At 64.7% G+C, this 14,680-nt stretch carries 13 protein-coding genes; 6 read left to right on the top strand and 7 right to left on the bottom strand.

Going from position 1 to position 14,680, the window contains the following annotated elements; all coding sequences use genetic code 11:
* Positions 1-11: 11 nt before the first annotated feature.
* Positions 12-617, bottom strand: a complete 606-nt coding sequence (locus tag AC16XC_RS11315) for an SOS response-associated peptidase (protein ID WP_484034761.1) — start codon at positions 615-617, stop codon at positions 12-14.
* A 12-nt stretch (positions 618-629) separates the two neighbouring features.
* Positions 630-1,577 (bottom strand): 4-hydroxybenzoate octaprenyltransferase, encoded by a 948-nt coding sequence (gene ubiA / locus AC16XC_RS11310; RefSeq protein ID WP_484034760.1) that lies wholly within the window; start codon positions 1,575-1,577, stop codon positions 630-632.
* 114 nt (positions 1,578-1,691) lie between these two features.
* Here ubiA and AC16XC_RS11305 point away from each other — a divergent pair, with 114 nt between their 5' ends.
* From AC16XC_RS11305 to AC16XC_RS11295, 3 genes are all read left to right on the top strand, one after another.
* The gene (locus tag AC16XC_RS11305) at positions 1,692-3,074 is read left to right on the top strand and encodes a M20/M25/M40 family metallo-hydrolase (protein ID WP_484034759.1); all 1,383 of its coding nucleotides are present in this window, start codon (positions 1,692-1,694) and stop codon (positions 3,072-3,074) included.
* A 5-nt stretch (positions 3,075-3,079) separates the two neighbouring features.
* A complete protein-coding gene (locus AC16XC_RS11300) occupies positions 3,080-3,832 on the top strand; it encodes a 16S rRNA (uracil(1498)-N(3))-methyltransferase (RefSeq protein ID WP_484034758.1) in 753 nt (250 codons plus the stop codon).
* Positions 3,833-3,893: 61 nt separating this feature from the next.
* Positions 3,894-5,267, top strand: a complete 1,374-nt coding sequence (locus AC16XC_RS11295) for a glutamate--cysteine ligase (protein WP_484034757.1) — start codon at positions 3,894-3,896, stop codon at positions 5,265-5,267.
* Between the two features lie 108 nt (positions 5,268-5,375).
* Here the strand turns inward: AC16XC_RS11295 and AC16XC_RS11290 are convergent, their stop codons facing one another.
* From AC16XC_RS11290 to AC16XC_RS11275, 4 genes are all read right to left on the bottom strand, one after another.
* Positions 5,376-6,719, bottom strand: coding sequence for an outer membrane protein assembly factor BamB family protein (locus AC16XC_RS11290; RefSeq protein ID WP_484034756.1), 1,344 nt, complete (start codon positions 6,717-6,719; stop codon positions 5,376-5,378).
* 21 nt (positions 6,720-6,740) lie between these two features.
* On the bottom strand, positions 6,741-7,511 hold the full coding sequence (locus tag AC16XC_RS11285; RefSeq protein ID WP_484034755.1) for a tetratricopeptide repeat protein: 771 nt from the start codon (positions 7,509-7,511) through the stop codon (positions 6,741-6,743).
* A gap of 145 nt (positions 7,512-7,656) precedes the next feature.
* Positions 7,657-8,805 (bottom strand): glycosyltransferase, encoded by a 1,149-nt coding sequence (locus AC16XC_RS11280; RefSeq protein WP_484034754.1) that lies wholly within the window; start codon positions 8,803-8,805, stop codon positions 7,657-7,659.
* On the bottom strand, positions 8,796-9,656 hold the full coding sequence (locus AC16XC_RS11275; RefSeq protein WP_484034778.1) for an alpha/beta fold hydrolase: 861 nt from the start codon (positions 9,654-9,656) through the stop codon (positions 8,796-8,798). Before AC16XC_RS11275 ends, AC16XC_RS11280 begins: the two co-directional genes overlap by 10 nt.
* Positions 9,657-9,755: 99 nt before the next feature.
* Here AC16XC_RS11275 and AC16XC_RS11270 point away from each other — a divergent pair, with 99 nt between their 5' ends.
* The 3 genes from AC16XC_RS11270 (at position 9,756) to rarD (ending at position 13,909) form a co-directional block, all read left to right on the top strand.
* Positions 9,756-11,174 carry a protein adenylyltransferase SelO family protein gene (locus tag AC16XC_RS11270; protein WP_484034753.1) on the top strand — a complete coding sequence of 473 codons (1,419 nt, stop codon included), beginning with the start codon at positions 9,756-9,758 and terminating at the stop codon, positions 11,172-11,174.
* Positions 11,175-11,273: 99 nt separating this feature from the next.
* A complete protein-coding gene (astD, locus tag AC16XC_RS11265) occupies positions 11,274-12,686 on the top strand; it encodes a succinylglutamate-semialdehyde dehydrogenase (RefSeq protein ID WP_484034752.1) in 1,413 nt (470 codons plus the stop codon).
* 311 nt (positions 12,687-12,997) lie between these two features.
* Positions 12,998-13,909, top strand: coding sequence for an EamA family transporter RarD (gene rarD / locus AC16XC_RS11260; RefSeq protein WP_484034751.1), 912 nt, complete (start codon positions 12,998-13,000; stop codon positions 13,907-13,909).
* 117 nt (positions 13,910-14,026) lie between these two features.
* On the opposite strand, the gene AC16XC_RS11255 is transcribed toward rarD, so the two are convergent.
* Positions 14,027-14,680: hypothetical protein (locus tag AC16XC_RS11255; RefSeq protein ID WP_484034750.1), on the bottom strand; the 654-nt coding region annotated here is incomplete at its 5' end.

Genomic DNA, 14,680 nt, shown 5'->3' with positions numbered 1-14,680 from the left:
GCCAAGAGCGCCTATGTTCGCCGCGTCCAGCGAACCGAGGTCCGCTCGATCACGAGTTCGCCCGCGTATGGACGGCACAATTCGAGCGCTTCTTGCGGACTGGCTGAAAGCCACGACTGCCGGTCGTCCGGGCTGAGCAGCACCGGCATGCGGGTGTGGAACTCGCGCGCCGTACCCGCGGCATCGGTCATCACCATCGAATAGACTTCGCCCCATTCATCGCTCGCGCGCCAGATGCCGGCGGCGGTGAAAGTCTCTCCCCCGGGCATGGAGAGCCAGCTGCGGGTCTTGCTCCCTTGCGGACCCTCGGCCTCCGCCCAGGCGTCGAGCGGGATCAGGCACCGGCGCTGTTCGAAACTGCTGCGCCAGAAGCCGCCCGATAGCTTGTCGGTCCTTGCGTTGTTGACCGGCCTGGGCTTGAGCATTTGCCCGCTCTTCCCGCGCAGCGCCAAGGGGAAGCCCCAATGCATCGCGCGAACCTTTCCCTGCGCGACGACGAGGCCGGGATAGCCGGGATAGACCTCGCTCCCGACATTGGCTCCGCCCGCGGCCGGTTCGGCATCGAACAGCCGGGCAATCTCGTCGACGGTGCGGGTCATGCGGTAAAGATTGCACATCAGGCCCGAAACCTAAGCATTGCCGACCACCAGCATCGCCGCCGCAACCAACAGGCCCGCAAACCGGTTCGAGCGGAACCGTGCGAGTGCGTTCGCGCCATCGGCCGGATCGAGCGTCGCCGCCTGCCACATCAGGTGGAGCGCCGCCGGGGCCAGCGCGAGCAGCGCCAGCAAGTCGAGCCGGAACAGCCAGATGGCGAGCCCCCAGAGCAGGATTGCGCCGCCATAGATGGCGAACACCCCGGCCCGCACGTGCCGGTCGAGCCGCAATGCGCTCGACCTGATCCCGACCAGCGCATCGTCCTCGCGGTCCTGCAGCGCGTAGATCGTGTCGTAACCGACGCACCACAGGATCGACCCGGCATAGAGCGCCGCCATGACGTCGAGCCGGTCGCTGCGCAGCGCGACCCAGCCGACCGGCGCGCCCCAGGTGAAAACCAGCCCGAGCCAGAGCTGCGGCCACCAGGTGATCCGCTTCATGAAGGGATAGGCCGCCACCAGCAGCAGGCTCGCCAGCGCGAGGATTTGCGCTTCGATCCGCAATTGCCACAAGACGACCAGGCCCACACCGCACAGCGCCAGCAGCCACGCCCAGGCGGCCTGCCGGCTCACCCGTCCGCTTGCAACCGGGCGCCCGGCGGTGCGCTCGACCTGGCGGTCGAGATCGGCATCGACAATGTCGTTATAGACGCAGCCGGCCCCGCGCATTGCGATGCTGCCCAGCAGCAGCCAAAGGACTAGCTGCCATTGTAACCCTGTCCCGGTTAGCCACACGCCCCAAGCACAGGGCCAGAACAGCAGCCACCAGCCGATCGGACGGTCGAACCGTGCCAGCATCGCATAATCGCGTAGTGGTTGCGGCAGGCTCGCGACCAGCCCCCCATATTCACTATCGGGGATCAGTTCGCCATCGGGGACAATCTGCTCGGTCCGGACTGTTTCGGCGCTTGGTTCGGTCACGATGAAGGGGTCTAGTCGAAGCCGTTCAAGCTGTCATCGAAGCATTGTTCGGCGCTTGCGTCGCGCCGGTTAAGCCGCAACAACGGCGGACAAGTTGCCCTGGAAGGAATATCGATGCGTTACGCCCCCCTCTCTGCCCTCGCCCTGCTCGCAGCCCCGGTCGGCGCGCAGGACTTGCCCGCCACTTCGGGCGGGCAGAGCGCGCTCGAGATCCTGGCCGAAGCGATCGAAGTGCCGACGGTCCAGGGCCGCGGCAGGGTGCCCGAGCTGGCTGCGCTGCTCGAACGCAGATTGCTCGATGGAGGCTTCGCCCGCGAAGCGGTGGCGTTCACGCCGATCGGCGAAAACGGATATCTCACCGCACTCTATCCGGGGAAGGATTCCAGCGCCCCCAAGACCGTGATCCTGGTGCATATGGACGTGGTCGAAGCCCGGCCGGAAGACTGGGAGCGCAATCCCTTCACCGCGATCGTCGAGGACGGTTTCGTGTTCGGCCGGGGCGCGCTCGACAACAAGGCGGACATGGCCATGTCGATGGCGGCGCTGTTCGAGCTCAAACAGGAAGGGTGGCAGCCGCGGGCCGATCTCGTCCTGCTGATTACGGGCGATGAGGAAACCGCCATGCAGGCCGCACCGGCGGCGGCCGAAGCGATTCCGAATGTCGGGCTCGTCCTCAATGGCGATGGCGGCGAAGGCGAGCTGCTCCCCGACGGCACGCCGATCGTGTACAAGATCCAGGCCGCGGAAAAGACTTATGCCGACATCCGCCTGTCGGTGACCGATCCGGGCGGCCATTCGAGCCGGCCCGACGACACCAACCCGATCGCCATGCTGTCCGAAGCCCTGCTCAAGATCGCCAATTATCGCTTCGAGCCGCAATTGAGCCCGATCACCAAGGCCTTCTGGGAAGTCACCGCGGCCCGCGCGCCGCAGGAACTTGCGGACGCGATGCGGGCCTTCGCCGCCGATCCGGGCGACCAGGCCGCGATCGCCACGCTGTCGGCTGCGCCCGAATATGTCGGTCTCGTCCGCACAACCTGCGTCCCGACCATGGTCTCGGGCGGGCATGCGCCCAATGCCCTGCCGCAATCGGCCAGTGCCAACGTTAACTGCCGGATCTTTCCCGGCCAGGTGTCGCGCGGCGAAATCGCCGGGAAACTGGCCGAGATCGCCGGCAATCCGGCCATCACATTCGAATTGCTCGACGACGGTTCGATCGAGGCCCCGGCCAGCCCGCTGGTCCCGGAATTGATGGCAGCGGTTGAACGCGCCGTGCACGAGCGCGCACCCGGCCTGGCGATCACCCCGGCGATGGAAGCGGGAGCGACCGATTCGATCTTTTTCCGCGCCCGCGGGATTCCGGCATTCGGCGTCTCGGCGGTGTTCATGAAGCCGGACGACAATTATGCGCACGGCCTCAACGAGCGGCTTCCGCTCGCGACGCTCGATCCCGGCGTGCGCCAGTGGAAGACCCTGCTCAGGGCGCTGCTGGACTAGCGCCGATGCCCGCCACCCCGGCCTGGCCCCCGCGCAGCGCCCCGCGCTTGTTTGTCGAGCAGGAGCTGGCCGAAGGTGCGCACATTGCGCTTGCAGGAAACCAGGCGAACTACCTTGCGCGGGTGATGCGGGTAGCCGAGGGCGACGCGGTCATCCTGTGCGACAATCTGACCGGCGAATGGGCGAGCCGCGTGATGGAGGCTGGCAAGCGTACTGTCTTGCTGCAAGTGGTCGAGCGGCTCAGGCCGCGCGAGGATGTGCCCGATTTCATGCTCTGTGCAGCCCTGCTCAAGAAGAGCAATTTCGACCTCGTGCTGGAAAAGGCCACCGAACTGGGCGTGGCCGTGATCCAGCCGGTCATCACGCGGCGCTGCGTGGCCGACAAGCTCAACCTCGAGCGCGCCGGGACCATCGTGACAGAAGCGGCCGAGCAATGTGCCCGCACCGCGCTTCCCGAATTGCGCGGCCCGCTCAAGCTCGAAGCGTTGCTCAAACAGCTCGATGAGGACCGCGTGCTGTTTTTTGCCGACGAGCTGGGCGGCGAACCGGCAGCGACGGCGTTCGCCCGGTATCACCCGCCCGCGGCATTGCTCGTCGGACCCGAAGGCGGCTTCGACGAAGCCGAGCGCGAGGCGATTCGCACCCATTCGCAGGCCCGCCCGATTTCACTCGGCCCGCGCATCCTGCGGGGTGAAACGGCCGCGCTCGCCGCCACCGCATTGTGGATGGCCATGGCTGGCGACTGGACCTCGCAATAATCGGTTGCGGAACGCTACTTTGCGCTGGCGAACCGCCCCTTAGTCCCCTAACGATCCCGCCATGAGCACGCGCAAGGCTGCCGCTGGGGAGGACAGGCTCATCGAGAGCCGCGACCAGCTTGTTGCGCCGATGGCGGCAGGCGAAAAACTTCCGGAGAACTGGAAGATCGGGACCGAGCACGAAAAGCTCGTTTATTGCCGCAAGGATTTTCACGCACTCTCCTATGATGAGCCCGGCGGGATTCGCGACATCCTCCTGGCGCTGAGGGAATTCGGCTGGGAACCGGTCGAGGAGGACGGGAAAGTCATTGCCATGTCGGGCGAGGACGGGACGGTCAGCCTCGAACCCGCGGGCCAGCTGGAACTGTCCGGCGCGCCACTCGAAAATCTGCACGAGACCTGTGCCGAGACCGGGCGGCACCTCAAACAGGTCAAGGAAATCGGCGAGAAATTCGGCGTCGGTTTCCTCGGCCTCGGTATGTGGCCCGACAAGCGCCGCGACGAGCTCCCGATCATGCCCAAGGGCCGTTATGCGATCATGATGCGGCATATGCCGCTTGTCGGTTCGCTCGGGCTCGACATGATGCTGCGGACCTGCACGATCCAGGTCAATCTCGACTATTCCTCCGAAGCCGACATGGCGAAGAAGTTCCGCGTCGGGCTCGCGCTCCAGCCGCTCGCCACCGCCCTGTTCGCCAATTCGCCCTTCACCGAAGGCAAGCCCAACGGCTTCCTCTCCTTCCGCAGCCACATCTGGTCCGATACCGATCCGCACCGTACCGGGATGCTTCCGTTCGTGTTCGAGGATGGGTTCGGCTACGAACGCTATGTCGACTACATGCTCGACGTGCCGATGTATTTCGTCTTCCGCGACGGCAAATATATCGATGCCGCAGGGCAAAGCTTCCGCGATTTCCTGAAGGGCAAACTGCCGGCTTTGCCCGGCGAACTGCCGACCGAGAGCGACTGGACCGACCATCTTTCGACCGCCTTTCCCGAAGTGCGGCTCAAGAGCTTCCTCGAGATGCGCGGCGCCGACGGCGGCCCGTGGAACCGGATCTGTGCCCTGCCCGCGTTCTGGGTCGGGCTGCTCTATGACGACAGCGCGCTCGATGCCGCGTGGGACCTCGTCAGGAACTGGACGATGGAAGAGCGCGAGGCGCTGCGCGACGCGGTCCCGAAACTGGCGCTCGACGCACCGACTCCGGGCGGCGGAAGCCTCGGCGATATTGCCGCGCACGTGCTCGATATTGCCCGTTCGGGCCTTGCGGCGCGCGCACGGCTCGACAGCGGCGGTTCGAACGAGACGGGATTTCTTTCCCCGCTCGACGCCATCGTCGACAGCCGCAAGGTGCCCGCGCAGGCCCTGCTCGACAAGTTCAACGGCGAATGGGCCGGCGATCTGAGCAGGCTCTACGCGACCGAGAGCTTCTGAACAGCCTGGAGCGTTATCACCTTTGATTGCATCAAAGTCGACGCTCCAAGTCTCTGACTGGCCGCGATTTCCGAGTCGCCAGATGATTCCATCTGGCTCGAAATCGCTCTAGCGGTAGGCGTGGATCGTCCCGCCGTCGTCGAGCACGTAGAGCGTCTGGTTGGCGACGATCGGCGGCAAGGAAACCGGCTGGCCGATATCGCGGTACAGGCTGGCAATCCCGGTCAGGGCATCGACATAGCGGATTTCACCGCGCGAGCTCGCCACCCACAGCCGCCCGCCTGCCAGCACCGGACCGGTCCAGAAAATCTGGCCTTCGCGGTCTTCCTCATCGCGCCATTGCTGGAGCTGGGTGACCCAGCGCACCTTGCCGGTGCTGCGCGCAATCGCAAGCAGGCGCGAATCGTCGGTGATGGTGAAGATCCAGTCGCCCGCGATCGCTGGCGTCGAGATTCCCGCCAGGTTCAGTTCCCAGATGCGCTGGCCGGTGACCAGCTCGTATGCCGCCATGCGCCCGCCCTGGCCGAGCGCATAAACTCGCCCGCTATCGATGATCGGATCGGCATCGACATCCGTGAGCGCGCCGACCTGGGTCGAAATCGAGGTCCGGGCAAGCGCATCGAGCCACAATTCGCGCCCGTTTTCATAACGATAGGCGACCAGCTCGCCGGAACTGTAGCCCGCCACGATCGTGCCCTGCCCGGCCGCGGGCGACGCCACGCCGAATACCCCGGCCTGTTCGCTCGAGGCACCGCCCTGCCATTGGATCGAACCATCGGCGGTGCTGAGGGCATAGATCTGGTTGTCCTGGGTCATCACGAAAACCATGCCGAAGGCTATCGTAGGCGAATCGCGCAGCGGACCGGCAGGCTTGACGTTCCAGACCGGAGAACCGGTTTCGGCATCGAGCGCGACCACCTCGCCAACGCCGTTGGTCGCATAGACCCTGCCGGCTGCAAAACTCACGCCGCCACCGAAAGCGGAGGCTTCGATATCTCTGGGTACCGGCATCTGGTAGGACCAGCGCCGTGCGCCGCTGGCCGCATCGAAGGCGTTGACCCGCCCGGCGGTGTCGACCGCGATCAACATCCCGCCGCCGACAATCGGGGCCGCGCCCAGTCGCCGGCGGTTGGATGAACCGGCGATCTGGACCGTCCAGGCCTCGCTTGGAGCGGCACCCATCGCCAGGTGCCCATAGCTTTTCGATGCGCTGCCCCCGGCCTGCGCCCAGTCCTGATTGGCGACGGGCTGCGGCAGCACGATCGCCACATTGGCCAGGGTCGGATCGACCCGCGCACCTGCCTCGATGCGCGACAGGATCGGCTCGCGATTGCCGATCGTCGGGGTCGACTCGGGATCCCCGCCGCCAAACAGGCCACAGCCGGAAAGCACTGTCGCCATCAGCGCCAATGAAGGGATCGCCAGGCGGCGTTTGGTGAAAATGCGGCTCATCGTATCAGTCATCCTAGAATTCTATGGAGCGCCTTGCGCATCGCCCGCTTCGCTCAATTCGCCGAGTGTTTCCTCGACATCTTCGATTGCGTCTACCCCCATGCTGCCAGCCATCTGCCGTACCCGGAAGCGCACCGATTGCGGAACGTTCTCGTCGGTCGCAATTGTCCGGAACAAGGCGCCGGCCTGTTCGTCCTTGCCCTGGTCGAGATAGGCATGGCCGAGCAACTCCCCGGCGCTGCCGAACCACGGCGCACCGGGAACCGCCAACGGCTTGAGGCGCGCCTCGACTTCGTCCGGACCCAATTCGTCATAGCGCAGGGTGACTTCGCGGATGATCGCAAGATCGCGATAAAGCGGTGGAGCGCCTTCGTCGGCCGAGACCTGGGCATAGATATTCGCGGCTTCTTCCAACCGATTGCTTTCGACTGCAATCCCCGCGCGCGTCATCAGGGCAACGATCCGGGCGCCGTCATTGCCGCTCTCGGCCAGCGGGCCGAGCGCGGAATAGGCCGAATCCGGTTGGCCCCGCGTGATATCCTCGATCGCCAGAACAAGCGTCTCGGAAGCTTCCTCGAGCCGCGCCTCCTGGCGCTCCGACCACCATAGCCATCCGCCGAACGCGGCCAGGCCAATCAGCGCGACGATGCCCACCGGCACGCCGTATTTCCTGGCGGCCTGGGCGAACTGGTCCTGCCGGACAGCTTCGTCCACTTCGCGCATCAGCGCGTCCTGCTGCAGCGTCTCGCGCTTTTCGGCACCCGATGGAGGGTTGGGGGGTGTGCTAGCCAATTTTGCGCCTTTTTCTCTCGACCAACGCCGGTTGCGGGGTCTTTAGCCGAAAGACCCGTCAATTCAACTTCCAATGGTGTTCGCGACCGGGCCTGTCCGCCCGCGCGTGAACCGCGAATGAAGCACCAGGTGGAACCGCGATTGCCTAGCGTGGCGGCACCGCTCCCATGGTGGCGGCATAAAGCCGCCGATAGCGCTCGACCATGCGCTCGCGAGCGAAGCGTTCCTTCGCCATTTGCCGATTGGCTTCGCCGACCGCGCGGCGCTCGTCCGGGGATTCGACCAGCTCTGCCAGGCAATCGCCGAACCCGCCCTCATCGCCCGGGGGAACAATATAACGCGCGTTCCTGTCCGACACCAAGTCCGCGATGTCTCCCGCGGACCGGGCAACGATCGGCAGCCCGGCCGCCATCGCCTCGATTGCCGTGAGCGAGGATTGCCCGCCGTCCGGAGCAACGACGAAAATGTCGAACAGGCCGAACACCTCCTTGTGGCTGGCATTGTCGCCCAGCAGATGCACGCGGTGCTCGATCCCGAGCCGTTCCGTCTCGTGTTCGATCCTTGCCCGATCGACACCTTCGCCGAGGACCACCAACTGCCACTTGTCCGGCGTCCGGGCGAAAATCCTGGTCAGCGAGAGCAGGCTTTCGGCGGGCTCCTGCGCCAGACAGGTGCCGATCCAGAACTCGTCCGCATGCTTGACCAGCAAGGGCAGGAAATCCGGGCGCGGCGGCCGCTCGAAAGCGGCCAGGTCGATGCCCGGTTCGATCCGGTGGACGCGGTTGCGCGGCTGGCTCCAACTTTCGACCGCCATCCGCTCCAACTCGCGTGATGCTACGATCAGGCCTGCTGTCCTGCCCAAGGCGATCTGGCGATACCAATCGCGCCGCCAGCCGGATTTCCCGCACTCCTCCAGCGAAAATTCGTGATGGAGCAAGGGCGGCAGGTCCAGCGCCTCGCTGAACAGCGTGTGCGCCAGCACCGCATCGATCGCACCCCAGCCATAGGTCAGGACGAGGCCATGGCCCTTCATCGCCTCGGCGATGCGCTTGAACCTTCCGGGCGTGGGCAGGCCCGAAAGCGGCGGAAATTTTGTCAGGCAAGTCACTGGAATCGATGCCGAAATCAGCCTGGAGGCCGCCAGTGCTCCTGGCTCGGCCGAGACGATCGCGTGCATCGTTTCCGGACCCAATCCGTTGATCACCTCGACGCATTGCAGCACCTGCGCGCCCCTGTCGAAACGCGAGTGGATGTGGAGGATCGGTGCCTTGGGCCCGCCGCCGGTCATGCGCATTTCGCCAGCAGGCGAGCGATCGCTTCGCGCGCTTCGGGTTCATCGAGCGATGGCGCGTGGCCGACGCCCGCGACGGTGACGAGCTCGGCCTCGGGCAATTCCCGCCCCATTCTTCGGAAGGTTTGTTCCGACAAGAGATCGGACCGGTCACCTCGCAGGACCAGTACCGGACGGCCCGCAAGCGCGCGCCAGCCCGACCACAGGTTCCCGGCGCCTTCGGCCGCCGGCGTATTGAACTGTTCGCCGATCCGCATGTCGTAGTCGAACACGATCCGTCCGCCGCCGCTGATCGCCATCAGCCGTCTGGCCATGGCGAGCCAATCGACGATCGTATGGTCGGGATGAGCAATACCGTAGATTTCCTTGAGGTAGCGCGCGGCGTGCATCCAGGTGGGGAAGCTGCCGCCTTGTCCGACATATCCGCGCAGCCGGTCGAGTCCGGCCGCTTCGATGTCCGGGCCGATATCGTTGATCAAGGCGCCGGCGATCCGCTCGGGAACCAGTTCGGCGAGCAGCATGGTGACGATCCCGCCGAGCGAAGTTCCGATCGCTACAAACTTGTCGATGCCCGCCTGATCGAGCAAGGCGATAATATCCTTGGCATATTGCAACGGGTTGTAGCTGGTCGCGTCCTTTGCATAATCGCTCATCCCGCGCCCCCTGAGGTCGAGACTGAGCACGCGCCAATCGCCTGCATACTCCTCGGCAAATGGTTCGAAATCGCGGGCATTCCGGATCAGGGCGGGAATGCAGACCAGCGGCGGGCGATCGCCCCGCCCGGGATAGTCCCGGTAGTGCAGTTTGAGCCCGTCCGGGCTGTCCCAGTATTCGTCGGAATAACCGGCTTGAATCACTCGCACATCCCGAACTGGGCTTCCTGTCGCGCTGCAGACCCCATTCGGCAGGCCGGATGGCTTGCGCAAGGGATTTGCAGCGCCCACTATCGCCGCATGCGCCGTGAACCGCAAGCGTCCCCCTATCGCCCCGACCCGCAATTGCTCCGCATCTCGGACTGGCTCGCGGACGAAGTCGCTCCCGCCGACTTTCCCAAGGCGCAGCTGCGCTTCCGCAACACGCGGTGGGACAAGGCGGTTGGCCTTGGGCAGCTTTCGGACGAGGAATGGGTGCGCCATTTCGGGCGCTTCGAGCCGCTGGACGGCAACCTCCCCAAGCCCTTGGCGCAGCGCTATCACGGGCACCAGTTCCGGGTTTACAATCCCGAGATCGGCGATGGGCGCGGCTTCACCTTCGCCCAGTTGCGCGACGGGGACGGCCAAAAAGGCGGGGGACGCCTGCTCGACCTCGGCACCAAGGGCTCGGGACTTACGCCCTACAGCCGCACCGCAGACGGCCGGCTGACGCTGAAAGGCGGGGTGCGCGAAATCCTCGCCACCGAGATGCTCGAGGCGCTCGGCGTCTATACCAGCAAGACCTTTTCGGTGATCGAGACCGGCGAGGAGCTCCATCGCGGGGACGAACCATCGCCCACCCGCTCGGCGGTGCTGGTGCGGCTGAGCCATTCGCATATCCGGATCGGGACCTTCCAGCGGCTGCTGGCGCTCGAACGCCCCAGGGAGGAGATGGCGGCGCTGGTCGACTATTGCCTCGAACTCTATCCCGGCCCGCCGCCGCCGCCCGAAGCTGCTCCCGACAGGGACGAGCCGGCGGTCCGGCTGATGCACCTGGTGGTCGAACGGCTGGCCGACCTGGCCGCCTCCTACATGGTCGCCGGGTTCGTCCACGGCGTGCTCAATTCGGACAACATGAACATCACCGGCGAAAGCTTCGACTATGGTCCGTGGCGCTTCCTGCCGCGGTGGGATCCCGCTTTCACCGCCGCCTATTTCGACGAGACCGGGCTCTATGCCTTCGGCCGCCAGCCCGGCGCGATCCACTGGAACTGCGCGCAACTGGCGATTTCGCTGCGCCAACTGGTCGACGCCCCGCCGCTGGTTGCCGCGCTCGAGCGGTTCGCCCCGCTTTACGAGGCGGCGATGGCGCGGCGGTTCTGCTGGCGGCTCGGGGTCGCCCCGCGTGGAGCGGAGCTGGACAAGCGCCTGATCGCGGCTTCGGAGGATCTGATGCGGCACGCGGGAACCGGACCCGACGCCTGGTTCTTCCGCCATCGCGGAGGCCGCAACGCCACCGGCGAATTGGCCGGGTTGCTGGCCGAATACGAGCCGGTAGCGAGCCGGCATCCGTACTGGAACGCGGACGAACCCCAAACCATGCTGATCGAGGAAGTCGAAGCCATCTGGTCCGCGATTGCCGAAAATGACGACTGGCGGCCGCTCGAAGCCAAGATCGCCGCGGTCCGGCACATGGGCGACGCGCATGGCGAACCGCCTGCGCCCCAGGGCCACGAATGAGCAGGTCGGCAGGCTGCTTGTAACTTTGCCCGGACTGTCGCAAAGGCGGCTGCACAATCGACCTGGCCGCAATAGGCGCCGCGAACGGAATTCTGCCTCGTGACTGCGAAAACCATCATTTCCATCGAGCCCGCAACCGGGAACGAACTCTGGCGCGGCGAGCACGGCAATGTCGATGAATGCGTCGCCTATGCGCGCCAGGCCTGGCCAGAATGGGCCGCGCTGCCGCTGGCCAACCGGTCCGAGATCATGCGCCGCTTCGCCAACGAAGTGCGCAAGGAAGTCGACGCCTTCGCCAACCTGATCGCGCGCGAAACCGGCAAGCCCTTGTGGGAAGCGCGGACCGAGGTCGAAGCGGTGATCGCCAAGGTCGAGATCTCGATCCGCGCCTATGCCGAGCGCACCGGCCAGCGGAAGCACGACAGCGCGCTGCAGGGCACCGCCTCGGTACGGCACAAGCCGCATGGCGTGCTGGCCGTGCTCGGCCCATACAACTTCCCGGCGCACCTGCCCAATGGCCATATCGTGCCCGCGCTGATCGCGGGCAATGCCGTGATCTTCAAGCCGAGCGAGAAGACCCCGGCGGTGGGCGAGTTCCTGGTCAAATGCTTCCGCCAGGCCGGCGTCCCGGCCGACGTCCTGCAACTGCTCATCGGCGGGCCCGAGGAAGGCCAGGCGCTGGTTGCGCATGACGGGATCGACGGCGTGCTGTTCACCGGATCGGCCAATGCCGGGATCGCGATAAACCGCGCGCTCGCGAACAATCCGGGCAAGATCGTCGCGCTCGAAATGGGCGGCAACAATCCGCTGGTCCTGTGGGACACGCCCAAGCTGCAGGATGCGGCCATGCTGGTGGTCCAGTCGGCCTTTACCACCGCCGGCCAGCGCTGCACCGCTGCCCGCCGCTTGATCGTCAAATCAGAAATCTACGACCAGGCGCTGGAGGAAATCTGCAAGCTCGTCGACCGCCTGATCGTAGGCGCGCCGTTCGACGAGCCGGCGCCCTTCATGGGCCCGGTGATCGACAATTTGACCGCCAGCCGGTTGACCGAAAGCTTCCTCTATCTGATGTCGAACGGCGGCCGGCCGATCCGGCACATGAAGCGCCCAAGGGAAGGCCTGCCTTTCCTGACCCCGGCCATCATCGATGTGACGAGCATGAAGGATCGCGCCGATATCGAATTGTTCGGGCCGCTGTTGCAGGTAATCCGCGTCGAGGATTTCGACGCCGCCATCGCGGAAGCCAACAATACGCGCTTTGGCCTCTCGGCTTCGCTGGTTGGCGGGACTCCGGCTGAATTCGAGCGCTTCTGGGCGGAAATCCGCGCCGGGATCGTCAACTGGAACCGCCCGACAAACGGCGCCTCGTCCGACGCGCCGTTCGGGGGAATCGGACTATCGGGCAATCACCGCCCGGCCGCGTTCTATGCTGCGGATTATTGCGCCTATCCGGTCGCCAGCACCGAGATGGAGCAGCCGCGCGCCAGCATTGGGGTGGGCTTCAGGGCCTAACCTCGCCCCACGAGAAAAGAGGCGCCCTTCCGGCATCATGCTCACCGGAAGGGCGCCTGCAATTGCCCGCGAGTTCAACCCGGGGGCCCGGGCCAGCCAGGAGGGGGAGACTTGCCGGCCCGTACCGGGCGCCGATGCGGCATAGGGGGGAGAGCCGCAGCGCCAGTGAATCGCGATTACGATGGTAAACATGAACCGTCGGCAACCAATGTCGCAGCCAGGGGCGGGTTGTGCGACACAAGCCGCTGGGCAGAGCCTTGCCGCCCGCGAGAGCCCGACCTAAAGCGCCCCATGGGAGGCATTTCAACGCCATGACAGCGAACGAGCGGCATCACCGGCTGGATGGCCTGCCCTATGCGCTGGCTTCACATGCGATGTGGGGCGCGATGCCGCTCTACCTCGTGCTGGTCCATTCGGTTCCGGCCATCGAATTCGTCGCCTGGCGAATCATCTGGACCCTGCCACTGTGCCTGCTGTTCCTCGCCTGGCGCAGGCAGGGCGCGGAAGTCTTCGCCGCTTTCAGGGACCGGCATTCGCTGCTCGCGCTGGCCGGAAGCGCCAGCCTGGTCGGCGTCAACTGGGTGCTTTATGTCTACGCGATCCAGACCGACCATGTTTATGCCGCGAGCCTCGGCTATTATATCCTGCCGCTGGTAATGATGCTGCTCGGCCTGGTGGTGCTGGGCGAAAAGCTCACCCGCCCGCAATGGGGTGCGGTGACACTCGCGGCGCTCGGCGTCGGGCTGCTGGCGACAGGCGCGCTCACCACGCTGTGGTTGAGCTTGACCATGGCGGTGACTTTCGGGATCTACGGGCTGATCCGCAAGGTCGTGCGGGTGGGCGCGCTGGCCGGGATGACGATCGAGACGCTGTTGCTTTATTTTCCGGCGATTGCCGTCGCGACCTGGTATGGCGCGCAGCCGCAGGGCTCCTCGATGGCGCAAGATCCGGGCCTCGCCGCAGCGATCGCGCTGGGCGGTCCGATGACCGCGATCCCGCTGCTGATGTTCGCCATCGCCGCGCGGCGGATGGATTACAGCACGATCGGCTTCCTCCAATTCCTCTCGCCGACGATCGTGTTCCTCTTGGGGCTATTCTACTTCGAGGAAGCGCTCAACCCTGCCCAGCTCGGCTGTTTCATCCTCATCTGGAGCGCGATGGCGCTGTTCGTGTGGGACTTGCTGAAAGGGCGGCGGAGGAGGAAGGTGGCTGTGGGGAGTTAGGAGTATGTCTGCTATGCGTGGAAAGCGGACAATCAATTCTTGAAGCTCGCTGCAAGAGGGAACCGGCTCCACTTTCTCGGAAACCAGGTGAGGGGATGAGTCTTCACGTCACCCAGATCAATCAACGGCTTTGATTGAATCAATTTCGATTATGTAGGTTCCCCAACACCAGTTCGAGACAGGCTGTCCGTTCAATTTTCGTCCGGCCTCCAAAAATTCGCCTTCCTGAGCTCTATCCAAATCTTCAAAGGCATGCCTTCGTCCATGCACTTTGACTCTCTTGCCCTCCAATTCTTGAACCTGTTCGAATAGGAACTCATTGCCAGTTGCGCTGATGCAATACGGATAAATCAGCTCCAAATCTTGAGCGACCTGACTATCGTAAATAATGAGCTCATCGCTCACCTTCAGTATTCCAGCGATCTCGACAATTTCTGATCTCTCAACCTCTTCAAGTATGCTTGGAAACGGTACCGACACAACGCCTTCACCTTTCGCGTTCGCACCAGAAAGCGACCCAACCCAAAGAACGCTGGCGAATGTGATTGATCTAATCATCAGCTGTTTCTGCGATGACTTAACTTTATGCGCAAGAGCATGCGGTTGGAATGTCCGCTCTGGGACGTTTTCTGCCTGGCAGTTATGGGTGGAAAGCGGACACGAGCAGTGTAAGTCGGTGGAATGAATGACGTGCCAACTTTTCAGCTTTCGCGCCTGCGAGAGATCGGATGGTCGAAGTGGGACCCCATCGGAGTAGGTGGGCCGAGCCAC

The organism is Candidatus Andeanibacterium sp. (assembly GCF_057143545.1).
Note: the sequence above shows the minus strand (reverse complement) of the source record. Positions and strands in the feature narration are given on the sequence as shown.